The organism is Streptosporangium longisporum (genome assembly GCF_039534895.1).
GTDB classification, from domain to species: domain Bacteria; phylum Actinomycetota; class Actinomycetes; order Streptosporangiales; family Streptosporangiaceae; genus Streptosporangium; species Streptosporangium longisporum.
Genome location: NZ_BAAAWD010000006.1, coordinates 44358 through 67232 on the forward strand (window position 1 = coordinate 44358; position 22875 = coordinate 67232).

Annotated in this window: 19 protein-coding genes; 12 read left to right on the plus strand and 7 right to left on the minus strand. The window is 72.0% G+C overall.

Annotated features, from left to right (window positions below; all coding sequences use genetic code 11):
• The first annotated feature begins 50 nt into the window (after positions 1 to 50).
• Positions 51 to 1709 (plus strand): asparagine synthetase B family protein, encoded by a 1659-nt coding sequence (locus tag ABD832_RS04440; protein WP_344888710.1) that lies wholly within the window; start codon positions 51 to 53, stop codon positions 1707 to 1709.
• A 357-nt stretch (positions 1710 to 2066) separates the two neighbouring features.
• Positions 2067 to 3761, plus strand: coding sequence for a maltose alpha-D-glucosyltransferase (treS, locus tag ABD832_RS04445; RefSeq protein ID WP_344888713.1), 1695 nt, complete (start codon positions 2067 to 2069; stop codon positions 3759 to 3761).
• A gap of 88 nt (positions 3762 to 3849) precedes the next feature.
• Here the strand turns inward: treS and ABD832_RS04450 are convergent, their stop codons facing one another.
• The 3 genes from ABD832_RS04450 to ABD832_RS04460 form a co-directional block, all read right to left on the minus strand.
• A complete protein-coding gene (locus tag ABD832_RS04450; RefSeq protein ID WP_344888716.1) occupies positions 3850 to 5946 on the minus strand; it encodes an ABC transporter permease in 2097 nt (698 codons plus the stop codon).
• A gap of 188 nt (positions 5947 to 6134) precedes the next feature.
• Positions 6135 to 6896, minus strand: coding sequence for an ABC transporter ATP-binding protein (locus ABD832_RS04455; protein ID WP_344888719.1), 762 nt, complete (start codon positions 6894 to 6896; stop codon positions 6135 to 6137).
• Positions 6893 to 7399: a PadR family transcriptional regulator gene (locus ABD832_RS04460; protein WP_344888722.1), complete on the minus strand. Its 507-nt coding sequence runs from the start codon at positions 7397 to 7399 to the stop codon at positions 6893 to 6895. The genes ABD832_RS04455 and ABD832_RS04460 overlap by 4 nt, the downstream gene beginning before the upstream one ends.
• Positions 7400 to 7526: 127 nt before the next feature.
• On the opposite strand from ABD832_RS04460, the gene ABD832_RS04465 reads away from it, so the two are divergent.
• The 6 genes from ABD832_RS04465 (at position 7527) to ABD832_RS04490 (ending at position 13964) form a co-directional block, all read left to right on the plus strand.
• Positions 7527 to 8786: an ABC transporter substrate-binding protein gene (locus ABD832_RS04465; protein ID WP_344888725.1), complete on the plus strand. Its 1260-nt coding sequence runs from the start codon at positions 7527 to 7529 to the stop codon at positions 8784 to 8786.
• Between the two features lie 145 nt (positions 8787 to 8931).
• Positions 8932 to 10266, plus strand: a complete 1335-nt coding sequence (locus tag ABD832_RS04470) for an ABC transporter substrate-binding protein (RefSeq protein WP_344888728.1) — start codon at positions 8932 to 8934, stop codon at positions 10264 to 10266.
• Positions 10267 to 10656: 390 nt separating this feature from the next.
• Complete coding sequence (locus tag ABD832_RS04475) at positions 10657 to 11961, plus strand: ABC transporter permease subunit (RefSeq protein ID WP_344893311.1); 1305 nt, start codon at positions 10657 to 10659, stop codon at positions 11959 to 11961.
• Complete coding sequence (locus tag ABD832_RS04480; RefSeq protein ID WP_344888731.1) at positions 11958 to 12833, plus strand: carbohydrate ABC transporter permease; 876 nt, start codon at positions 11958 to 11960, stop codon at positions 12831 to 12833. Before ABD832_RS04475 ends, ABD832_RS04480 begins: the two co-directional genes overlap by 4 nt.
• 83 nt (positions 12834 to 12916) lie before the next feature.
• Positions 12917 to 13594 (plus strand): uracil-DNA glycosylase, encoded by a 678-nt coding sequence (locus tag ABD832_RS04485; RefSeq protein ID WP_344888734.1) that lies wholly within the window; start codon positions 12917 to 12919, stop codon positions 13592 to 13594.
• Between the two features lie 37 nt (positions 13595 to 13631).
• Positions 13632 to 13964, plus strand: a complete 333-nt coding sequence (locus tag ABD832_RS04490) for a hypothetical protein (protein WP_344888737.1) — start codon at positions 13632 to 13634, stop codon at positions 13962 to 13964.
• 221 nt (positions 13965 to 14185) lie between these two features.
• Here ABD832_RS04490 and ABD832_RS04495 read toward each other — a convergent pair whose 3' ends face one another.
• On the minus strand, positions 14186 to 15643 hold the full coding sequence (locus tag ABD832_RS04495) for a cryptochrome/photolyase family protein (RefSeq protein ID WP_344888740.1): 1458 nt from the start codon (positions 15641 to 15643) through the stop codon (positions 14186 to 14188).
• A gap of 134 nt (positions 15644 to 15777) precedes the next feature.
• Here ABD832_RS04495 and ABD832_RS04500 point away from each other — a divergent pair, with 134 nt between their 5' ends.
• Positions 15778 to 16761 (plus strand): MerR family transcriptional regulator, encoded by a 984-nt coding sequence (locus tag ABD832_RS04500; RefSeq protein ID WP_344888743.1) that lies wholly within the window; start codon positions 15778 to 15780, stop codon positions 16759 to 16761.
• Between the two features lie 320 nt (positions 16762 to 17081).
• Entirely contained in the window at positions 17082 to 17606 is a 525-nt protein-coding gene (locus tag ABD832_RS04505; RefSeq protein WP_344888746.1) for an RNA polymerase sigma factor, read from the plus strand.
• On the opposite strand, the gene ABD832_RS04510 is transcribed toward ABD832_RS04505, so the two are convergent.
• Positions 17587 to 17739 carry a hypothetical protein gene (locus tag ABD832_RS04510; RefSeq protein ID WP_344888749.1) on the minus strand — a complete coding sequence of 51 codons (153 nt, stop codon included), beginning with the start codon at positions 17737 to 17739 and terminating at the stop codon, positions 17587 to 17589. The two genes, ABD832_RS04505 and ABD832_RS04510, sit on opposite strands and share 20 nt — an antisense overlap.
• On the opposite strand from ABD832_RS04510, the gene ABD832_RS04515 reads away from it, so the two are divergent.
• On the plus strand, positions 17738 to 18709 hold the full coding sequence (locus ABD832_RS04515; protein ID WP_344888752.1) for a YbgA family protein: 972 nt from the start codon (positions 17738 to 17740) through the stop codon (positions 18707 to 18709). The two genes, ABD832_RS04510 and ABD832_RS04515, sit on opposite strands and share 2 nt — an antisense overlap.
• 262 nt (positions 18710 to 18971) lie before the next feature.
• On the opposite strand, the gene ABD832_RS04520 is transcribed toward ABD832_RS04515, so the two are convergent.
• The gene (locus ABD832_RS04520) at positions 18972 to 19649 is read right to left on the minus strand and encodes a DNA alkylation repair protein (protein ID WP_344888755.1); all 678 of its coding nucleotides are present in this window, start codon (positions 19647 to 19649) and stop codon (positions 18972 to 18974) included.
• Between the two features lie 209 nt (positions 19650 to 19858).
• A complete protein-coding gene (locus tag ABD832_RS04525; protein WP_344888757.1) occupies positions 19859 to 20230 on the minus strand; it encodes a hypothetical protein in 372 nt (123 codons plus the stop codon).
• Positions 20231 to 22273: 2043 nt separating this feature from the next.
• Between ABD832_RS04525 and ABD832_RS04530 the strand changes: the two genes are divergently transcribed.
• Positions 22274 to 22873: a hypothetical protein gene (locus ABD832_RS04530; RefSeq protein WP_344888760.1), complete on the plus strand. Its 600-nt coding sequence runs from the start codon at positions 22274 to 22276 to the stop codon at positions 22871 to 22873.
• Positions 22874 to 22875 lie beyond the last annotated feature (2 nt).

Consider the following 22875-nt stretch of genomic DNA (forward strand, 5'->3'; position numbering starts at 1 on the left):
CGGCCGAAAGGATACCCTTTGGTCAATCGCGACATAGAGGAGTCAGCACGGTGCAGTGGCCGACGTTCAATGTGAGGCCGTACGTCTGCGGCGGCATCGGACACCTCGACGAGGCCGTCCTGGAGACGCTGCGCGGGGCCGGGCCGCGGGTCAGGCCCGCCCTCCAGGAGCCGGGCGCGGCCCTGTTCAGCTCCTCGCCGCTGCCGCCCTACCGGCGCGACGAGCGCACCTGGGCCTTCGCCTGGGGCGAGCGCACCCCCGAGGGCACGGCTCCCTGGATCACCGTGGCGGAGACCTACGAGACGCCCGGCCTGATCGGCGACGGCGAGCGGGTCGTCCTGCACGCCGGTGGCCTGGGCCTGGTGGACGTCTACCACCTGGAGCGCGACGGGGCGGTCTACTTCTCCTCGCTGCTGGAACCGCTGCTCGCCCTCGCGCGCGGCCCGCACGAGGTGAACTGGGAGGCCTGGGCCTCGATCATCCGGCTGACCTTCCCGCTGCGCGACGACACCCCGTACGCCGGGGTGCGGCGGCTGGCCGGGTCCGGCGCGCTGGTCTGGGACCGGGCGGGCGGCCGGATCTCGGCCGAGCGGATGCTGCCCCGCTGGCTGCGCGAGGAGCCCTACGAGGCCGGGCGGACGGCCGGGGAGATCCTGGAGATCCTGCACGAGGTCTACAAGGAGTTCGACGGGCGCCCGCTGCTGGTGCCGGTCAGCGGCGGTTACGACTCGCGGCTGCTCTGCTCGGTCGCGGTGGCGCGCGGGGCCGACGTGGAGTCGTGGACGACCAGTCCCGACGACGGCACCGACACCGACATCGTCTTCGCCAGGGCGATCACCCGCGAGCTGGGCGTGCGGCACCGGGTGATCCCCCAGGACGCCGCCGCCTACCCCGACGACGCGCTGGCCGCGGCGCGGCGGCTGGAGTTCCTCACCCCGCACCACGCCTGGTACACCCCGTTCGCCCGCGAGGTGCACGGGTCGGGCCGGACCCTGGTCGACGGGCTGGCCGGAGGGCCGCTGCTGAAGAACTTCATGGTCAGCGGGGCCGCGCTGGAGGCCACCACGCAGGCCGAGCGCAAGGCCGCGCTGCTCGGCTCGCTGGCGCTGGGACCGGCCTCGGTGCCGTTCCTGTCCGAGCAGGCCGGGTCCTGGATCGCCGACGCGGTCGAGCGGGCCTTCACGGAGTCGACCGGCATGCTCAACGGTCACCGGGCCGAGCTGCCGCTGTCGGTCCTGCACACCCGGACCGCGCGGGGCATCGCCCGCTCCCCGGTCAACCTGGTCGGCCCCGAGGCGTCGTTCGCGGCGCCGTTCCTGCACCCGGAGTTCTTCGACGCCGCGCTCTCGGTCGGCGTGCACCGCAAGGCCGCCGGGCGCTTCTACCGCGAGCTGCTGCACGCGGCCGACCCCCGGGTGGCCGCGCTGCCCTCCACCAACGTGGTCAAGCAGCCGCTGCAGCGGGTCCCGCTGCGCTCGGCCGCCGCGCCCGCCCGGCAGTACGGCCACCGGATGCTCGGCCTCGTCGCCGAGACGGTGCCCTCGTTGTTGTCGGAGCACCTGCTCGCCGCCCTCGCCGAGGGCCCGGACGCGCTGGCCCGCTTCCACGGCTGGAACGACCGCTTCTGGGTGCGGAGCCTGGTGCTGTTCGGCGCCTGGATCGGCGACCACCGCGACCACCTGGACGATCTCTCCCCGCCCTGGGCCTGAGCCTCCCGTGATCGGGCGCCCCCGGGCGTCGGCCCAGGTGGGCGCCGTGCGGCGTGTCGTGTTTCCGGCAGGAGAACACTGAGCGACGCGGCGATTACGCGGCCCCGGCACGGCCTCCGGGAGGATTCCGCGCAACAGGGCCGATCGACCATGCCAAGAGGGCTTCCGGACGTTCGGTCGGCTGGTAGTGTTCGGCCCAGAAAGCGCCAGAACGGATGGACCAGAATCACAAATTCGGTCTGTCCAAGGGCACGGAGCTCGTGGGGATGACGGCTCCCGCCGGCGCGGTCACCAAACATCATCAGCCGGAGCATCCGGTGACTTCGTCCTGCCTCCATCACCGTGAGCGAGAACACGATGAACGCATCCCCCCTTTTCCATGCCTCCGAGTCCGTGGCCGAGGACTTCGTCTCGGCGGACCCGCAGTGGTACAAGCGCGCCGTCTTCTACGAGGTGCTGGTCCGCGGGTTCAAGGACTCCAACGGCGACGGTACGGGTGACCTGCGCGGTCTCATCGAGAAGCTGGACTACGTCCAGTGGCTCGGCGTCGACTGCCTGTGGCTGCTGCCGCTGTACGAGTCCCCCCTGCGCGACGGCGGCTACGACATCTCCGACTACATGAAGATCCTGCCGGACTTCGGCGACCTCGGGGACTTCGTGCAGCTGATCGAGTCGGCGCACCAGCGGGGCCTGCGCATCATCACCGACCTGGTGATGAACCACACCAGCGACAGGCACCCGTGGTTCCAGGCCTCGCGGCACGACCCCGAGGGCCCCTACGGGGACTTCTACGTCTGGTCCGACGACCCCACCGGCTACCCGGACGCGCCGATCATCTTCGTCGGCGCCGAGGAGTCGAACTGGACCTACGACCCGGTCCGCAAGCAGTACTACTGGCACCGGTTCTTCCACCACCAGCCGGACCTGAACTACGAGAACCCCGCGGTCCAGGAGGCCATGCTGGAGGTCCTGCGGTTCTGGCTGGACCTCGGCATCGACGGCTTCCGCCTGGACGCGGTCCCCTACCTGTTCGAGCGGGAGGGCACGAGCTGCTCGGGGCTGCCGGAGACCCACGCGTACCTGAAGAAGATCCGCGCCGAGGTCGACCGGCTCTACCCCGACCGGGTGCTGCTGGCCGAGGCCAACGGCTGGCCCGAGGACGTGGTGGAGTACTTCGGCGACCCCGCGGCCGGGGGCGACGAGTGCCACATGGCGTTCCACTTCCCGCTGATGCCGCGCATCTTCATGGGGGTGCGCCGGGGCAGCCGCGAGCCGATCTCCGAGATCATGTCGCGGACCCCCAAGCTCCCCGACAGCGCCCAGTGGGGCATCTTCCTCCGCAACCACGACGAGCTGACGCTCGAGACGGTGACCGAGGAGGAACGCGACTACATGCACGCCGAGTACGCCAAGGACCCGCGGATGCGGGCCTACCTGGGCATCCGGCGCCGCCTCGCACCCCTGCTGGAGAACGACCGCGACCAGATCGAGCTGTTCACGGCGCTGCTGCTGTCGCTGCCGGGCTCCCCGGTCATGTACTACGGCGACGAGATCGGCATGGGCGACAACATCTGGCTGGAGGACCGTGACGCGGTCCGCACCCCGATGCAGTGGAGCCCCGACCGCAACGCCGGCTTCTCCAAGGCCGACCCCGGCCGCCTGTACCTGCCCGCCGTGATGGACCCGATCTACGGCTACCAGGCGGTCAACGTCGAGGCCCAGCAGAAGAACCCGGCCTCGCTGCTGCACTTCACCAGGAACATGCTGGCGATCCGCCGCAACCACCCGGTCTTCGGGACCGGCGTCTACAACGAGCTGTGGTCCAGCAACCCGGCGGTGCTCAGCTTCGTCCGCGAGGACGGGGACGACCTGATGCTCTGCGTCAACAACCTGTCGAAGTTCCCGCAGCCGGTCGAGCTGGACCTGCGCCGCTTCCTGGGCATGACCCCGGTGGAGGCCAGGGGCGGGGTGCGCTTCCCCGAGGTCGGCACCCTGCCGTACCTGCTGACCCTGCCCGGTCACGGCTTCTACTGGTTCTCGCTGACGTTCTGAGCGGCACCCCAGGGCCCGGGGAGACCCCCGGGCCCTTTCGTCTGCCGCGGATCGTGCGGGTCCGCCGAGCCACGTGAGCCCGCGGGGACTAGCGGGCGGTGACCGGGACCTGCGCGCGGGCCGCGCGGCCCGCCGGGATGAGCGTCACCAGCAGGGAGGCGCCGACCGCGACGAGCACCGCGAGGGCGAGCGTCAGGGCCGAGGGCGTACGGCCGATACCGGCCCCGACGCCGCTGGTGTGGCCCTGGAGGTCGATCAGCCCGCCGACCACCGAGGCCCCGGCCACGGTGCCCGCGACCACGCCCAGCACGATCAGCAGGCCGGTCCCGGTGACCAGGGTCGCGGCCACCTGCCGGGGCGTCAGGCCCATGGCCTTGAGCACCGCCAGGTCGAAGGCGTGGTCGCGCAGGCCCAGGGCTCCGGCGGTGAGCAGGTTGGCCAGGCCCAGCAGGGCGAGCACCGCGATCAGCGCGACGATCACCACCCGGATGACGGCGAGCCGTTCGGCCGGGTTGACCACCCGCGCCACCTCCAGCGTCTCGCCCGAGGCGGCCAGCAGCCGCGCCCGGACCGTGGCCGGGTCGGCGCCCTGCCTGAGCACCAGGCTGTAGAACTGCGGCGGCACCGCGTCCTTGGCCGGGAGGCTGTCGATCCCCAGGGAGAGCACCTCCCCGTCGTGGTCGGGCTCCACCACCCGGCCGACCAGGTGCACGATCAGCGGGGTGCCGCCGACGGTCAGCCTGACCCGGTCGCCGATGCTCACGTCCAGCAGGTCCAGCAGCCCCTGCCCGGCGACGGCCTCGCCGCGGGCGGCGAACATCCGGCCCTCCACGACCGAGAAGGGGTACGGGTCGGCGGAGGTGCCCACGGCGCGCGCCAGCACGCTCCTGGTCTGTTCCGGCTCCAGCGCGGGCACCTCGGCGCCCGGGTGGGCGGCCAGCACGTCGGGGTCGGCCCTGGCGATCCGCACGGCCTCGGCGGCCGGGACCTTGGCGGGCCGTACCACGAGCGCGGCGGCCTGGCCGACCCGCTCGGGGTGGCGCAGGAAGTCGTCCAGGGTGCTCCAGCAGCCGAGCGCGATGGTGATCATCATCATCGGGATCGCCACCCCGAAGATGCTCAGGAAGGCCGGGAGACGGCGGGTGAAGGCGTCCCGGCTGCCCAGCACGAGGGCGGGCGGCAGCCGCGCGAGGAGCGCCAGCCGGGCCAGCCGGGACAGGTGGCCCCTGGGCGGCGCGGCCGGGGCCGCGGGCACCGGCGGGGTCCGGCCGCCGCGCCAGGCCGGCAGCGCGACGGCCACCAGGACCACCGCGGCGGTGCCGCCGGCGATGGCCAGCAGCGGGACCGGCGAGAGCGGCGGGATCGGCACGCCGTCCAGCACGAACGAGGCGGCGACCTGGCCGCAGACCAGCCCGACGGCGATGCCGACCGCCCCGAGCGCGCCGTGCTCGACCATCAGGACGGCGAAGACCTGGCCGCGGGTGTAGCCGAGGGACTTCAGGGTGGCGATGTCACGGGTCTGGGTGAGCACCCGGCCGCCCACCGCGTTGGCGATGGCCAGGGCCGCGGCGACCAGCCCGGTGACGCCGAACAGGGCCAGCAGCAGGCCGAGCAGCCGGTTGTCCAGCTCCATCGAGGCGCGTACCTCGCGCCAGGTGGACATCCGCTGGATCTGCCCGTCCAGCAGGGTGACGGCGCCGTGCACGGCGGGCAGGGTGGCCTCGCCGTCGGCCAGGCGCAGCCCGGTGACGGACTCGCTGCGGCCCAGGGCCGGCTCGATCCTGGCCAGCGCCGACGGGAGCGTCCAGGCCAGGCCCGGCGTCCACTCGGGGTAGAAGCCCTGCTCGGCGCTGTCGGCCAGGCCGGCCACGATGAGCGGGTGGGTGGCGCCGTTGAGCGCGGTCACCGGGAAGGCCGCACCGACCCGCAGGCCGAGCGCCCTGGCGAAGGAACGCTCGACGATCACCCCGTCGGTGTCGCCGGCGCGGAGCGTGCGTCCCTCGCGGATCAGCGGGGCGGCGACCCGCGGGGGCGCCGCCGACGTCTCCCGCAGGGCCACCGGTGACTTCTTGCCGTTCAGGGTGAGGGTGACCGGCGCCGATCGGTAGGGGCCGGCGACCTCGACCACGCCCGGCAGCCGCGACAGCGCGGTCGTGTCGGGGGCCTCCCCGGTGTGGATCCACACGTGCGCGCCCCTGGACTCGGCGAACAACGCCCGCCAGGGGTTGGTGCCGTCCTCCAGCAGGGTCGCGGAGGGATCAGCGCCGTGACGATCCCGGCCACGGCCAGCATCGTCAGCAGCGTCTGCCCCCGGCGCGCCCGCAGGTCGGCCCGGACCCACCTGACCGAGGCGCGGACGGTGCTCACCGCGGGTCAGCCCCTCAGCTCGACGACGTCGCCCGCGCCGCCCCTGGGGCGGCGGCGGACCAGCCCGGCGCCGCCGTCGTCGACGATCTGGCCGTCCAGCAGGGAGACCACCCGGTCGGCCAGGCTGGCCACCCTGGCGTCATGGGTGACCAGGATGACGGTCTGGCCGTCGCGGTGCACCTCTCCGAGCAGGCGCAGCACGTCGCGGGTGTTGCGGCTGTCGAGGTTGCCGGTGGGCTCGTCGGCGAGCAGCAGGCTCGGCTCGTTGGCCAGCGCGCGGGCCAGCGCGACCCGCTGCTGCTCGCCGCCGGCGAGCTGGGCGGGCGCGGCGTCGGCGCGGTCGGTCAGGCCGAGCTCGCCCAGCAGGTGCTCGCGGCGCCTGCGGGCCTCACGCGCGGAGACCCCGGCCAGCAGCGCGGGCAGCTCGACGTTGTCGGCCACGGTCATGTTGGCGACCAGGTTGAAGAACTGGAAGACGAAGCCGATCTTCCGCCTGCGCAGCAGCGCCCAGGCGCTCTCGCCCAGCGTGTCGGCCCGCTGGCCGTCCAGCCAGATCTCCCCGCTGGTGCGGCTCTCCAGGCCGCCGAGCATGTGCACCAGGGTGGACTTGCCCGAGCCGGACGGCCCCATGATCGCGACGAACTCCCCCGCGGCCACCCGCAGGTCGACCCCGCGCACCGCGGGCACCGGCACCCCGCCGTCCTGGTAGATCTTCACGAGATTGACGGTGTCGACCACGGGAGGGACGTCGACCACGGAAGGGGTCACCTCAGGTCCTCCTGGCAGCGTTCGAGCCAGTCGAGGTCGGCCTGGAGGTGGAGCATGGCCCCCTCGACGAGCAGCAGCGCGACCTGGTTGGCCGGGTCGGTCCGCTCGGCGAGCTCGTTGAGGTCACGCATCAGTCCGAGGTAGTGACGTCGCTGGCGATTGATCATCGCTGTTCTGTCGGCGATTCCGGTCGTCGGGGCCAGCACGAGCTTCATGAAGAACTCGTCCCGGACCCTGGGCCCTTCCGAGGGCTCGTCCACCCACGTGCCGAGCGCCTCGCGGCCCTCCGCCGTCAGGTGGTAGACCTTCTTGTTCGGCCGGTTGGACTGCTCGACGCCCACGGCGCGCACCAGGCCGTCCTTCTCCAGGCGGCCGAGCGTGACGTAGATCTGCCCGATGTTCGGTGAAGGGTAAGCGCTGCCGAAGATCTGTTCAAGTGCCTGTTTCAGCTCGTACCCGTGGGCAGGTTCCTTCGCGAGGAGCGCCAGCAGCGTCAGCCGCACGCCCCACCTCCTCGGAAGCTCGTTACGTGAGCGTTACGTGTCCATCCGTTGACGCTGATGTTATCGCTATGCATAACATGCATGCATCTACCTAACACGTATGTAACCAACTGGAAATCAGGAGGTCATGATGCGCCGATTCATCCCCATCGCGCTCACCATGATCCTTCTGAGCGCATGCTCGGCGGCCGACGCGCAGCCCACCGACCGTTTCGGCGGGAGCGGCCCGTTCACCCTGGTGATCGGGCGCGACACCACCGCGTACCTGCAGCCGCTGCTCGACCGGTGGAACCAGGCGCACCCCGAGGAGCGGGCGACCCTGCTCGAACTCCCCGAGGCGGCCGACGAGCAGCGCGCGCAGATGGTCGCCAACCTCCAGGCGAAGAGCGACCGCTACGACGTGCTCGGGCTGGACGTGGTCTGGACGGCGGAGTTCGCCGACGCGGGCTGGATCCTGCCGCTGGAGCGGGGCACGTTCCCGCTCGGCCGGTTCCTGCCCCCGGTCGTCGACACCGCCGTCTACCGGGGCAAGCTCTGGGCGGTGCCGTACACCAGCAACGCCGGGCTGCTCTACTACCGGAAGGACCTGCTGGCCAAGCACAAGTTCTCCCCGCCGAAGACCTGGAAGGAGCTTCGCGAGCAGGCACGTGCCCTGCACGCCAAGCACCGGATCGGCGGGTACGCAGGGCAGTTCCTGGCGTACGAGGGCCTGACCGTCAACTTCACCGAGGCCGTGCAGTCGGCCGGCGGGCAGATCCTCAGCCCCGACGGCACCAAGGTGACCATGGACGTGGCCAAGGCCACGTCCGGGCTCAACTTCCTGGTGAACGGCTTCCGCGAGGGGTGGATCCCCGTGGAGTCGCTCACCTACAAGGAGGAGGAGTCCAGGCTGGCCTTCCAGGAGGGCAGGCTGGCCTTCGCCAGGAACTGGCCGCACGCGTACGGACCGGCCACCGCCTCGTCCGTCGCGGACCGCTTCGCGGTCACCCGGCTGCCCGGCCCGAACGGGCCGGGCACCGGGGCCCTGGGCGGGTACAACCTCGCGGTCAGCGCGTTCTCCAAGCGGCAGAAGTCGGCCGTGGAGTTCATCCGCTACTTCACCAGCCTGGAGAACCAGCGCCGGGTGCTCACCGAGGGCTCGTTCCCGCCCGTGTGGGCCGAGCTGTACGACGACCCCGAGCTGATCAGACGTTTCCCCTACCTGCCGGTCCTGAAGCAGAGCATCCTGTCGGCTCGGCCCAGGCCCGCCAGTGCCAATTACGAACAGGTGAGCCTGGTGATCGCCAGTGCGGTCTCCAACGCGCTCACCCCGCCCTTCGAGGAGGCCGGCGACGACGTCGTCGCCTCCATGAAAAGCCAGCTCGACGAGATCATCCGAGGCCGGTGACGCCGGGACGCCCCCGGTACGCCCCCCGCCTCCGACCACGTCGAACGAAGACGTCCCACCCGAACAATCTCAATTCGTACGACCGTTCCCGTCCCGGCAGCTCCCCCGCCGGTGGGGAACGCCATATCCAGGAGGTCTGTCCAGCATGCGCAAAACCATCCCCGCGGTGACCACGGCGGGACTGGCGCTGGCTCTCGCCGCGTGTGGCGGCGGGTCGTCGACCCCGGCCGCGTCCCCCGCAGCGAGCGGCGGCGGTTCCTCCGCGCCGGCCGCCGCGGCCAAGACCCTCGAAGGGGTGACCGTCGAGGTCGCCGCCAAGTGGACCGGCGCCGAGCAGGAGAACTTCCAGCAGGTGCTCAAGGCGTTCGAGGCGAAGACCGGTGCCAAGGTCACCTACGCCTCCACCGGTGAGGACACCGGCGCCTACCTCGGCCCGCGCATCCAGGGCGGCAACCCGCCGGACATCGCGATCCTGCCCCAGCCCGGCCTGGTGGGCCAGTACGCCGACCAGAAGGCGCTCAAGCCGCTGGCCCCCGAGGTCCTGGCGCAGATCGACCAGAACTACACCCCGTACTGGAAGGAGCTCGGCTCGGCCGGCGGCCAGTCCTACGGTGTGCTGGTGAAGGCGGCCCACAAGTCGCTCGTCTGGTACCGCGACCAGGCCTTCCAGGACGCCGGCGCGCAGCCCCCGGCCACCTGGGACGACCTGATCAAGACCGCCCAGACCGTCGCCGACTCCGGCACCCCGCCGTTCTCGCTCTGCGGCGCCTCCGGCTGGACGCTGACCGACCTGTTCGAGAACGTCTACCTGTCCACCGCGGGCCCGGAGAACTACACCAAGCTCTCCAAGCACGAGATCCCGTGGACCGACCCCAGCGTCACCACCGCGCTGGAGAAGATCGCCCAGCTCGTCGGCAAGAAGGAGTTCCTGCTCGGCGGCTCCGCCGGCGCCCTGCAGACCGACTTCCCGACCTGCGTGACCCAGGTCTACGGCCAGGACAAGTCGGCGATGGTCATCGAGGCGGACTTCGTGGGCGTCACGGCCGAGCAGTCGGGCGCCAAGCTCGGCGAGGAGGCCAAGTACTTCCCGTTCCCCAAGGCCGGTGAGACCGCCCCGGTCGTGCTGGGCGGCGACATCGCGGTGGCGCTGAAGGACTCCAAGGGCGCGATGGCGCTGCTGGAGTTCCTCGCCTCCAAGGAGGGCGGCGAGGTCTGGGCGAAGCTGCCCGGCTACCTGTCCCCCAACCGCAACGTCTCCCCGGACAACTACCCGGACGAGCTGACCAAGAAGCTCGCCGAGACGATCATCGCGGCCGGTGAGACCGTCCGTTACGACATGTCCGACCTCGCGCCCAGCGCCTTCGGCGGCACCGACGGCAAGGCCGAGTGGAAGCACCTGCAGGACTTCGTCCGCGACCCCTCCGACATCAAGGGCATCCAGGCCAAGCTCGAGGCCGACGCCAAGAAGGCCTGGAAGTAGGGGAGAGCGGCCGTGACCGAACGGTTAGACGGCCCGCAGGGCCCGCGCGGCGGCGGCGACGCCGCCCGCGGTCCCTCCTCCGGACCGAACGACATCCCGCCGGACGACTCCTCGTCGCCGGCCTCCGACGCCGCCCCCGGGGCCCCGAAGTCCCCGGCCCCGGGGTCCCCGGCCCCCGGGACCACCTCCGAGGCCACCACCTCCGAGACCACCGCCTCCGAGGCCACCACCTCCGAGACCACCGCCTCCGAGGGCACCGCCTCCGGGTCCACCGCCTCCGAGGGCACGGTCTCCGGGTCCACCGGCACGACCGAGCGGTCCGGCCATCCGGCCGTACCGGAGGCGACCGCGGGGCCCGAGCTCGCGACGGCCGGACCGGCCGCCCCGACGGTGATCCCGGCCGGGGCCTCCCGGCTGGGACCGCCGCCCCGGATGGCGCTGTGGTTCCTGCTGCCCGGCGCGCTGGTGCTCGGGGTGATGGTGATCTACCCGATCATCTACTCCATCTTCCGCAGCCTCTACGACGCGGGCGGCGACACCTTCGTCGGGGCGGACAACTACGCGACGATCTTCAGTGACTCCGGCACCCTGACCACGATCAGGAACAACCTGATCTGGGTCCTGGTGGCCCCGGCGCTGGTCACCGTGATCGGCCTGATCTTCGCGGTGCTGACCGAGCGGATCCGCTGGGCGACCGCGTTCAAGCTGATCGTGTTCATGCCGATGGCCGTCTCCCTGATGGCCTCGGGCGTCATCTTCCGCCTGGTCTACGAGCAGGACCCCGACCGGGGCGTGGCCAACGCCGTGGCCACCACGGTGACCGGCTTCTTCGGCTCCGGCCAGACCTACCCCGACGCCCGCGCCCGGCAGAACGACCAGGCGCCCGTCGTCACCCAGCAGGGCGCGGTGGTGACCAGGCAGTCCGTCAAGCCCGGGCAGCCGGTGCTCGTCCCGCTGGTGGGCGTGAAGCCCGCCGACGTGGCCTCGGCCGCGACGGCGAAGGCCGCGCAGCCCGCCTCCGGCGAGCTGGCCGGGACCGTCTGGGTGGACTTCACCCAGGGCGGCGGGGGCGCGCTCAACCAGGTGGACGCCACCGAGAAGGCCCTGTCCGGGGTGACGGTCGAGGCGGTGCAGAACGGCGCCGTCAAGGCCACCGCCACCACCGAGGCCGACGGGACCTTCCGCTTCGCCGGGCTCGCTCCGGGCGACTACCAGGTACGGCTGCCGCAGTCGAACTTCCAGGCCGCCTTCAACGGCATCCCCTGGCTGGGCCCGGCGCTGATCACTCCGGCGATCATCGGCGCGTTCATCTGGGTGTGGGCCGGGTTCGCCATGGTGCTGATCGCGGCCGGCCTCGCGGCCATCCCGCGCGACGCGCTGGAGGCGGCCCGCATCGACGGCGCCACCGAGTGGCAGGTGTTCCGGAAGATCACCGTTCCGCTGCTCTCCCCGGTGCTCCTGGTGGTGTTCGTGACGATGATCATCAACACCCTGAAGGTGTTCGACCTGGTCTTCGTCATCGCCCCGGGATCGGTGCAGCCACAGGCCAACGTGATCGCGCTGGAGATGTGGCGGGTCTCGTTCGGCGGGGGCAGCAACCAGGGGCTGGGCAGCGCGCTGGCCATCTTCCTGCTGATCCTCGTCCTGCCCTTCATGATTCTCAACATCCGCCGGTTCCGGAGGGACAACCAGTGACGACCTCCACTCTCGGCGCCCCACGGCGCGGCGTCCTCGGCAGGATCGTGGACCGGATCGGCAGCGGCGTGGTCCAGGCGGTCCTGGTGGTGATCGGCCTGTTCTGGCTGGTCCCCACGCTGGGCCTGTTCGTGGTCTCGATCCGCCAGGAGACGGCCAACAACTCCACCGGCTGGTGGACGGTGTTCACCAAGCCGGCCGAACTCACCCTGAAGAACTACTCCGACCTGCTGGCCACCGGTTTCACCGCGTCGTTCTGGAACACCGTGTTCATCACGGTGCCCTCGACCGTCCTGGTGATCGGCATCGCGGCCATGGCCGCGTACGCGTTCGCCTGGATGGAGTTCCCCGGCCGGGACGCCCTGTTCCTGGTCGTGGTCGGCCTGCTGGTGGTGCCGACCCAGATCGCGCTGATCCCGATCGCCAAGCTCTACGGGTCGGCCGGGATCTTCGGCTCCATCGTCAGCGTGGTGCTCTTCCACGTGGCGTTCGGCCTCCCCTTCGCCATCTTCCTGCTCCGCAACTTCTTCGCGGGCATCTCGCGCTCGCTGCTGGAGGCGGCGCGGATGGACGGCGCCGGGGAGTGGAAGATCTTCTCGACCGTGGTGTTCCCGCTGGCCAAGCCCGCGGTCGCCTCGCTCGGCATCTTCCAGTTCCTCTGGGTGTGGAACGACCTGCTCGTCTCGCTGGTCTTCGCCAACCCCGAGAACCAGCCGATGACCAAGGCCCTTCAATCGCAAATGCGGCAATTCGGGACCAACGTGGACATTCTTGCGCCAGGTGCATTCCTGTCGCTGATCATCCCGTTGATCCTTTTCTTCGCCTTCCAGCGCTACTTCGTTCAGGGGATGATGGCTGGTTCGGTGAAATAGATAACAGGGGCAGGCCCGGTACGGCGCGCGTCGATTCGACGGGGCGCGCCGTACCGGACCTCAAACCTCGATAGGGTCCACCCATGGCCGCACGTCCCTTGAACGAAGTCGTGGAAGCCGGGTGGGCGAAGGCCCTCGAACCCGTCTCCGAGAAGGTCGCCGAAATGGGCGAGTTCCTGCGGAAGGAGGTGGCCGAGGGCAGGCAGTACCTCCCCTCCGGGCCCAATGTGCTCCGTGCCTTCCAGCAGCCCTTCGACCAGGTGAAGGTCCTGATCGTGGGGCAGGACCCCTACCCCACCCCGGGCCACCCGATCGGCCTGAGCTTCTCCGTCGCCGCGGACGTGAAGCCCATCCCGGGCAGTCTGCGCAACATCTACAAGGAGCTCACCGAGGACCTCGGGCTCCCGATGCCGAGCAACGGCGACCTGACCCCCTGGACCGAGCAGGGCGTGCTCTTGCTGAACAGGGTGCTCACCGTCATGCCGGGCAAGCCCGCCTCGCACCGGGGCAAGGGCTGGGAGGAGATCACCGCGCGGGCCATCGAGGCCCTCGTCGCGCGCGGCACGCCCCTGGTGTCGATCCTGTGGGGCCGCGACGCCCGCACCCTGCGCCCGATGCTCGGCGACCTGCCCGCCGTCGAGTCGGCCCACCCGAGTCCCCTGTCCGCACGCAGCGGTTTCTTCGGTTCCCGCCCGTTCAGCAGGACGAACGACCTTCTCCGTCAACAGGGCGCGACCCCCGTGGAGTGGAAGCTCCCCTAGGCGGGTCCGTCCCTCTCCAGGCACTAGGATTTCCACCATGAGTGATGAATCGGGCACCGAACGCTATCTGCGTCTTACCGTTGAGCTGACCGTGGAGGTGCAGGACATCGCCGCCCTGCAGGCCGCCGCGCTGAAAGAGGTCAACCACCCTGACGCCGATCTGGACGACGACGAGCGCAAGGAGCAGGCCGAGCTGGTCTCCTCCGACGAGACCGGCGCCACCGCGCTGCAGTGGCTGATCGAGCCGGACCACGTGCTGGGACTGATCGAGCATGTGGACCAGATCGAGCCCCGTGAGGCCGTGCTGGGTGTCGAGCCCTCGGACGGCCCCTCGGACGAGGACGACGACGAGGACGACCACCAGCACTGACACTCCGCCTTCGACGCCCTCGACGACCTCGACGCCCTTCCCCCGGCCGCCCTGCCGGTGGGTGGCCCTCCCCGCCGGCGCCCCGCGGGGAGGGCCGCTCGCCGGCAGGGCTTTTTCACGGGCCTCCCGCGCGGCCGGGGCCTGTCCGGCGGGCTTTTCCTCCGCGGGCGTCCGGCCGCGGGCAGGGTCTTTCGGCCGGTCCGTCCCGGCGGGCCCTCCGGTCAGTCCATGGACACCAGCGGCGGCGGGTAGCCGGGCACCCGCACCGGGAGCCGCCACGGCTCGTGGATCATCCGTTTCGGCACGGCGTGCAGCTCGGGGACGTACCGGCGGACGTACTCGCCGTCCGGGTCGTAGCGCCTGGCCTGGCGGATGTGGTTGACGGGCCGGTTGGGACGGGTGTCGTTGCCGGTCCCGGCGACCCACTGCCAGTTGCCGTAGTTGTTGGCCACGTCACCGTCGAGCAGGTGCTCGAAGAAGTGGTCGCCCCCGACGCGCCAGTCGACGCCGAGCCGCCTGACCAGGAACGAGCCCGTGATCAGCCGGGCCCGGTTGTGCATCCAGCCCTCGGTGAGCATCTGCCGCATGCCGGCGTCCACGATCGGGACACCGGTCATGCCCTCCTTCCACGCCTGCGCCGCCTGCTCGTCACCGCGCCACTCGTTCCCGCGCGGGCGGTAGTCGTCCCGGTCCATCCGCGGGAAGGCCCGCGTCACCTGGTAGAAGAAGTCGCGCCAGCACAGCTGCCTGACGAAGGCCGCGACCTCCCCCGCCGCCCGGGCGTACGCGGCCTCCCGCGGGTCCCCAGCGTCCCCGGTGTCCCCGGTGTCCTCGGCACGCGCGTTCCCGGAGGGGTCGGCCTCCCCCGCGGGGTCGGCGTCCCCGGCGAGACCGACGATCCCGGCGGGGCCGGTGGCTCCGGCGGCCCACATGTTCCCGGCCTCCCCGGCCAGCGACTCCAGCTCCAGCGGTGAGATGCAGCCGAAGCGCAGGTACGGGCTGAGCCGGGACGTGCGGTTGCCGGCCATGTCGTCGTGGCCGTCGGTGTACTCCCGCACGCAGTGCCTCAGCCACTGCTCCATCCTGCGGCGGCCGACCGTCTCGCCGCCGGTGAACAGCTCGTAGGTCCGGCACTCCGGCTCGGGCAGGGGGCCCGCGAACAGGCTCCGGGGGACGGAGACCGTTCCCGGGGCCTTGAGCACCTCCCGCCGCGCCCGCCCGCTCCAGGCCCTCCAGTAGGGCGTGAAGACCCGGTAGTGGTCCCCGCCGCCCGAGGGGCGCAGGGCGTCCGGTGGCACGACCGTCAGGCCCGGGAACAGCCGGTACTCCATCCGGGCACGCTCGCACTCCTCGGTCAGCCCGCGCTGGCGCAGGCGCGCGAAGGTGCTGACGTCCAGGCTCGCGTAGACGGCGTCCGCCCCCGTCTCCCCGGCCAGGCGCATCGTCTCGGCGACCGTGTCGCCCCGGCGGACGACCAGCTCGCCGCCACGTTCACGAAGTGATTCCCGCAGGTCGGCGAGGCACTGTGACAAAAAGCCCCACCGGTTGCCCGACGGCACGGCGGGGTCGGCCACGAAGAGCGGTACGACATGACGTGCGCGCTCGCACGCCGCGGCGAGCGCCGGGTGGTCGTGCACCCGGAGGTCGCGGCTGAACAGAACGATCACCGTATCGGTCACGTTTTCCTTTCGGCCGGTCACGCTGGGTCGGTTGCATCCAGCAGAGCCCGCATCTCGAAGGAACGTCCAGGGAGCGACCGCTCCCGTCGCCTGTCACGCTTGGTACCGCGGTGACGGGCCGGAAATGAGATGAGATGGACGAGCAGCGTCAGGTGGAGATCGATGAGGAACCGGGCTATGGCATCGGAGCCGTCGCACGGCGCCTCGGCGTACCCGCCCCCACGCTGCGGACCTGGAACCTACGCTACGGCCTGGGGCCGAGCCGCCGGAGCCCGGGGGGGCACCGCCGCTACGACGCCCGTGACCTGTGGCGCCTGGAGGAGATGAACCGGCTCATCAAGAGCGGCGTCCCCGCGGCCGACGCGGCCCGCGAGGTGCTGAGGATCGAGACCGTCCCCGAGGCACGGGCCGAGCCCGCCCCCGGATCCGGGACCGTTCCGGAGCCCGGTCCGGGGCGATCGTCCCCGGACCGCGCCTCCTCCCCCGCGGCCGGACGGCCGGACGTCCCGGCGGTGCCGACCGCGGCGATGCTGGCACGGGCGGCGGCGTCGCTGGACAGCCGGACGGTGCACGACTGGCTCGGCGCGGCGCTGGCCAGGCACGGCGTGCCGTGGACCTGGGAACGGCTGGTGATCCCGGTCTTCGAGACGATCTGCAGGCTCCAGCAGGAGAGCTCCGCCGGGGTCGAGGTCGAGCACCTGTTCTCCGACCGGCTGCTGGCCTCGCTGATCGGGCTCACCGAGCGTCCGGCCCGGCCGGTCAACGTCCGTCCCGTCCTGCTCGCCTGCGCCCAGGACGACCAGCACAGCCTGCCGGTCTACGCGCTGGCCGCGGCCCTGACGACCGAGCACCGGGTCGAGACGCGGGTGCTGGGCTCCCGCACCCCCTATCCCGCGCTGGCGGACGCGATGCGCCGCCTGGGGCCCTCGGTGGTCTTCGTCTGGTCCCAGCTCCCGGCCACCGGCGACCCCGCCCCGCTCGCGTCGCTGCCCGCGCTCCGCCCGCCGAGCCGGATCATCGCCGGTGGCGTCGGCTGGCAGGAGGGGCTGCCCGCGTCGATCCCGCACGTCACCTCGTTCGAGGACGCGATCACCCGCGTCCTGGCCGCCCTGGACTGACCCCGCCCTTCCGGAGGGTCCCGGGGATGTCACCCGTCCCGAGCCCGCCCTCCGCCGCCCCGGGACGCCCGCCACCCCGCCTTCACCGGTTTCGGCGCCCGGCTTCCGGCATGCCGTCGCCCTCGCCTCCGTTCTCACCGGTCCCGGGCGGCCTCCGTACCCGGTCCTCGCGTGCCACCGCCTCCTCCTCGGGCGTCTCGTCCCCGTCCTCACGCTCTGAGGTGAACGTCTCACGACCGGTCCTCCCCGCCGCTTGCGATCACGCCCACCGAGCGAGTATGAATAAGTTTTGAGTAGGTTTTCTCGGTAAGGGAGTCACCATGACAGACACCTTGAACATTCGCTTCGCCGCCGGCGACGACATGGCGCTCGCCGAGTGCTTCCGTGTTCACGGCTCCCTGGTGCGCTCCTACCTGCGGCGCTTCGTACCACCACAGGAGATCGACGATCTCCAGCAGATCGTGTTCGCCGAGGTCTGGCGCTCACGGCATCGCTTCGACCCGTCACGCAGCCTGCCCGCCTGGATGCTCGGGATCGCCCACAAGCGCGCGGTCGACCACCTGCGGATGCGCACCCTGCGCACGGTGCCGCTGGACGTGCTGGCGGACCCGGCCGGTGACGACGGCCGCGTGGACGGGGACGGCATGGCCGAGCGCGACGAGGTGCAGCGGGCACTGGCCGAGCTGCCCGCGCCCCAGCGCCAGGCCATCGAGCTGGCCTACTACGCGGACCTGACCCAGCGGGAGATCGCCGAGAGGCTGAGCGTCCCCCTCGGCACGGTCAAGGCCCGCACGGCCCGTGGCCTGCGCCGCCTGTCCGGCATACTCACCGCGGCCGCCGCATGAACGGCCGATCCGCCCCGGCGGGGACGGCCACGGCCGGGACCACCGCGACCACCGCGACCAGCGCGACCACAACGGCCGTCGGGGCCGGGGAAGCGGCCGTCAGGCCGAGGATCGCGGTCTCCAGCTGCCTCATGGGAGAGCCCGTCCGGTTCAACGGCGGCCACAGCCGCGACCGGTTCCTCGGCGACGAGCTCGACGCCCACGTGGACTGGGTGCACGTCTGCCCGGAGATGGAGATCGGCCTCGGCTCGCCGCGCGAGACCCTCCGCCTGGAGAACTCACCGGACGGCCCCCGCCTGATCACCCGCAAGACCCGGATCGACCTCACTGACCGGATGACCGCCCTGGCCGCCGAGCGGGCGCGCACCCTGGACGAGGTCGACGGCTACGTCCTCAAGTCCAAGAGCCCCAGCTGCGGTGTGCACGGCATCCCCCTGTACGCCCACGACCCGGAGGGCGTCACCGCGACCTGGGGTGACGGCAGCGGGCCCAAGGGCGGCAACCGGAACCCGGTCGTGCACCGGCGGGGCCGGGGCGTGTTCGCGGCCGTCGTCCTGGAGACCCACCCGCTGCTGCCGGTGGAGGAGGAGGGGCGGCTCAACGACGCCCTGCTCCGCGAGACCTTCGTGGAACGGATCTTCGCCCACGCCCGGCTCCGCGCCCTGCTGGAGAGCGACTGGCGGCCCCGGGACCTGGTGGCCTTCCACGCGCGGCACAAGATGCAGCTGCTCGCCCACCATCCCATGGCCTACCGGGAGGCCGGACGGCTGGTCGCCCAGGCGGGCGTGCTTCCCCGCGAGGAGCTGGCCGGCGGCTACGCGCGCTCCTTCGCCACGGCGTTCACCGCCAAGGCCGGCATCGGCCGCAACGTCAACGTCCTGCAGCACTGCGTGGGCATGCTGAGCGAGGCGCTCGACCCGGCCCGCAGGGCCGACCTGGCCGAGGTCATCGCCGCCTACCGGGCCGGCCGGGTGTCGCTGAGCGTCCCCACCACCCTGATCCGCCACCACGCCCGGGGCGAGGCCGCCGAGTACGTGCGCGACCAGACCTACTTCGCCCCGTACCCGGAGGAGCTCCGGCTTCGCAACCACGTGCCCGCCTGAACTTCCGGCCATCGCGACGCCTGCCCACGAACCCGGGCGCGGGGGCCTTCGCGGCGGCCGGGAAGACCGCGGCCACGGGAAGGCGGGCTCCCGCGAGGGGGGAGCCGCCGGTCCGCCCCACCGGGCACGAGGGGTGGGGGCGGAGGAGCCCGGTATCCCGGGGGCCGCGTGGCACGCCGGGGTGTCGGGGTGTCGGGGTGTCGGGGTGTCGGGGTGTCGGGGTGTCGGGGTGTCGGGGTGTCGGGGTGTCGGTCGGGACGCTCTAGGAACGTGCCCCGCTCGGGGACGCGTCCCGGCGCACCATCTCACCGATCCAGACGGGCGCGAACGGGGACGTGCAGCCCGGGGAGGTCGGGTAGTCCTTGAGCACCTCCAGGCGCTCGCCGATGTCGATCGCGCGGGCGCGGTGCCCGGCGTGCTCGATCCCGATCTGAGCCAGGCAGTGGTTCATCGCCCACTGCAGGCGGTCCGGGGCGTCCTTCATCCGCGCCTCGATGACGTCGAGCAGTCCTGGCAGGTCGAGGCCCTCGGGCCGCTTCGCCACGCGTTCGACGGTCAGCGCCCATCCCGCGCTCGCGACCACCGGGTCCGGATCGGTCGACCAGGCCAGGCGCAGCTCCTCGGCGTGCGGGTTCTTCTTCACCACGTAGTTCACGAGCCAGTCGTGCACCTTGGGTGCGCGCGCCTCGCGCAGCATGGCGTCCAGCTCGTCACGCCCGAACGCCTTCGGGCGGCAGATCAGGATCGCCAGCAGTCTCGCCGCGGTGTCACCCGTCTCCCAGAGCCGGCAGGCGAGGTCCTGCTGGGTCTTCAGCCGCTTCGCGATCGCGCGCAGCTTGCCGAGGTTCACACCGTGATCGTCACCGTGTCTCTCGTTCACCTCGCGCACCTTCGGGTTCTCGAGCTCGGCCAGCTCGGCCATCACCTCGGCCACCGTCATCCCGGCCACCTCAGCCTTCCGTCCGTCACAGGTGGGACGCAGCCTACGACGGAAGGCCGCCCCCTGTCGCACATGCCGGTTCGCCGGCTCGTACACACCGGTTCGCCGACCATCGACACGGATGCCGCGTTCTCGTTCGTCCGAGCGGTTCGCGGCACCGCCGTCCTCGTACGGACGGGGCCCGTGCGGACGGGGTGCGGGCAGGGCTCTCAGTTCGGTGGGGTCAGGTCGGTGAAGGCGCCGCAGTTCCGCGGCCAGGCCGGGTTCGACAGCGTTCCCGGGGTGGGCCGTACGAGACAGGTCGTGTGGGAGACCATGCCGGTCGCGTTCAGCACCGTGACGTAGAGGTTGGTGGCGTCACTGTCCAGTGCCACCTGGGTCACGTCGCCGGGGTAGCCCGGCACCGACATGACGCCGTGCCAGGGCGGGTTCGTGCGCGGGTCCCGGATCGACGTCGTCCCGTTGCCCAGGACGAGCGCGGTGAACCGGGCCACGTCGTTGATGGAGGTGGCGACGCTCCCGCTCGACCGCGCCGTCAGGACGGCGGCACCCGCGGGTCCGGGCGGACCTGCCGGGCCCACGGGACCCGCAGGACCCGCAGGGCCGGTCGGTCCTGCCGGGCCGGTCGGTCCCGCGGGCCCTGCCGGACCCGTGGGACCCGCCGGGCCTGTCTGCCCGGTCTGGCCGGGCTGACCCGCGGGACCTGGCTGACCCGGTTGCCCCGCGGGACCGGCGGGCCCCTGCTGCCCTGCCGGACCCTGCTGCCCGATCGGGCCGGTGGGACCGGTCTGTCCTGTCTGACCGGGCTGTCCCGCCGGACCGGGCTGCCCTGGCTGCCCCGGCTGGCCGGCCGGACCCTGCTGTCCCGCGGGGCCCTGCTGGCCGGTCGGACCTGCGGGACCGGTCTGCCCCGTCTGACCGGTCTGACCGGGCTGCCCTGCGGGGCCCTGCTGGCCGGGTTGTCCCGGCTGGCCCGCCGGACCCTGCTGACCGGTCGCACCGGTGGGACCGGTCTGCCCTGTCTGACCGGGTTGACCGGGCTGTCCCGCGGGACCCTGCTGGCCGGCCGGACCGTCCTGGCCCGTGGCACCGGTCAGCCCCCGCGGCCCTCTCAGCCCTCTGAGCCCTCTCAGGCCCCTCGGTCCCCGGAAACCTCTCAGCCCCCGCGGGCCCCTCGGCCCCGTCGCACCCGTGGCACCAATGGCACCCGTGGCACCCGTCTCGCCCGCGGGACCGGGAGTACCCGTGGCACCGGTCAGGCCCGCAGGACCGGGAGCACCCGTCTGGCCCGTGGCACCGGCGGGTCCACGCCGTCCCTGCACGCCTCTGGGCCCCGTCGCACCCACGGGACCGGTCGGGCCGATGGCACCCGCGGGTCCTCCCGGCCCTGCGGATCCGGTCGCCCCGGCCGGACCGCGTGCACCGGCCGCACCGGTGGCACCGGCGGGTCCCCTCACACCCCGCGGGCCTCTCGGCCCCGTCAGGCCCGTCAGACCCGTTGGCCCTGTCGGCCCCGTCGCCCCCGGTGCGCCGTCCGTACCGTCCGCCCCCGCGGGGCCAGCCGGGCCTGCGGGACCGACCGGCCCCGCAGGCCCCGCAGGCCCCGCAGGACCCGGGGGACCTGGAGGGCCCGTATCGGTGGGGAACACGCCGGGAGGCCCCTGCGGGCCTGTGGGGCCCGGGGGACCCGGGGGGCCCGCCGGTCCCGGCCCACCTTCCCCACCCTCGGCTCCCCTCTCACCCCTGGGGCCCACGGGGCCGCGTGGTCCGCGCCTGCACTCCCGATGGCAGATCGTGATCCCGCAGCCGCAGCGCCTGCATCGCCCGTCCCGGCACCCGGTCCCGGGACGGGTGCGGTGCTTCGCGGGGAGATCGGTGAGGTACGCGTCCGCGGCCGTGCCGGCGAGCACGAAGGACGAGCCGTGTCGGCCCTCTCTCTCCCCGGTGCCGGTGTCCGTGAGCGTCCGGCAGGACGCCGCCAGGTAGGCCCCGGCGATCGTCGCCGTGACGATCAAGGTGTAGGCACACCCGTCGAAGCGCATCCGCGAAACGCGCCTGTTCCCTCTATAGGTCATTTTTCCCATTCCACGTCTGTCATGAGAAATCCGGGCAGCAATCCCGATCAGTGACCAGCAGTACATTCCCGATCCGCGAAACATCGGCACATCGAGCACACCAACAGACATTAAATTACGAGCCTACTAATGAAATACATCAACAATGAGTTTTCTACTAGAAATCCATTGATGAACCACTCGGAGACCAGGCCGGTGAGGTGTCCGTCGGCGTACGGCCGCGCGACCGGATCGGTTCCCGGGCGCGCGGCGACCCGGTCGCGTGACCGAGCGGGGCCCTGACCTGGTGCCCGCGCACCGATCCGCGACGGGCCAGGGCCGCCCTTCGCCGTTCCGGGAATGGAGGGGTCGATTTCCATGTGGTGTCCGCCGTTTCGGGCCGCGTCCCGCTCACATGGCGAATCGGGTCCCGCCCGGTGCCGGAATCGGCCGCAGGTGCTTTCTGAGCCGGCCCTCAGCTCCTCTCAGCATGATCACAGCGGCCCGCGCACATGATGAGGGCCGTTCATCCAAGGCGTGAAAAGGCACCGCGACATCAGGGAGAAGCGCATGAGAAGAGCGACCGGCGGCGTGGCACTGATCTCGGTCATCGCCCTCACGGTTCCGGTGACGGCGGCGACCGCGACAACAGCGACGGTGACGGTGACGGCCGATGCCGCGACCGGACGCCCCGCGGCGGAGAGGCCGGCCACCGGGGTCGTCAGGGGCTCGGGCCGGATCGCCTATCCCGACCCGGACGACGACGTGCGGTTCACCGTGGACGCCACCGTCACCTACCGGCCCGGGGAGGTCGACCCCTTCGCCGGTGACGCACGGGGCACGGCGCGGGTCTTCCACCACTTCGCGAACGCCCCCACACCGACCACCGTATGGGCGGACGTCTCCGTGGACTGCGTCGTCACCGGTGGGCGGAGTGCCACCGTCACCGGGTTCGTCACCGCCGCCTCGGCGAACAGCGCGGACTGGATCGGCCGGCGGGTCGGGTTCAGCGTCACCGACAACGGCGCCGGCCGCTTCGACAGGATCGGATGGTCGGGCCCGCGCCTGGCCGGTGACCCCGAACTGCGCCGGTGCGCGGCACCCGCGCCGTTCTTCAGGGTCAGGACGGGCGGGTACACGGTCAAGGACGTCTCGCCCTTCCCCGGCTGACC

What these genes read in the sequence shown, in the direction of transcription:
- ABD832_RS04500 (WP_344888743.1), top strand. Translation starts at nt 15,778, where the DNA reads ATGGACGAGCAGCGTCAGGTGGAGATCGATGAGGAACCGGGCTATGGC.
- ABD832_RS04510 (WP_344888749.1), bottom strand. Translation starts at nt 17,739, where the DNA reads ATGAGGCAGCTGGAGACCGCGATCCTCGGCCTGACGGCCGCTTCCCCG.
- ABD832_RS04505 (WP_344888746.1), top strand. Translation starts at nt 17,082, where the DNA reads ATGACAGACACCTTGAACATTCGCTTCGCCGCCGGCGACGACATGGCG.
- ABD832_RS04465 (WP_344888725.1), top strand. Translation starts at nt 7,527, where the DNA reads ATGATGCGCCGATTCATCCCCATCGCGCTCACCATGATCCTTCTGAGC.
- ABD832_RS04515 (WP_344888752.1), top strand. Translation starts at nt 17,738, where the DNA reads ATGGGAGAGCCCGTCCGGTTCAACGGCGGCCACAGCCGCGACCGGTTC.
- ABD832_RS04520 (WP_344888755.1), bottom strand. Translation starts at nt 19,649, where the DNA reads ATGACGGTGGCCGAGGTGATGGCCGAGCTGGCCGAGCTCGAGAACCCG.
- ABD832_RS04490 (WP_344888737.1), top strand. Translation starts at nt 13,632, where the DNA reads ATGAGTGATGAATCGGGCACCGAACGCTATCTGCGTCTTACCGTTGAG.
- ABD832_RS04530 (WP_344888760.1), top strand. Translation starts at nt 22,274, where the DNA reads ATGAGAAGAGCGACCGGCGGCGTGGCACTGATCTCGGTCATCGCCCTC.
- treS (WP_344888713.1), top strand. Translation starts at nt 2,067, where the DNA reads ATGAACGCATCCCCCCTTTTCCATGCCTCCGAGTCCGTGGCCGAGGAC.
- ABD832_RS04470 (WP_344888728.1), top strand. Translation starts at nt 8,932, where the DNA reads ATGCGCAAAACCATCCCCGCGGTGACCACGGCGGGACTGGCGCTGGCT.
- ABD832_RS04485 (WP_344888734.1), top strand. Translation starts at nt 12,917, where the DNA reads ATGGCCGCACGTCCCTTGAACGAAGTCGTGGAAGCCGGGTGGGCGAAG.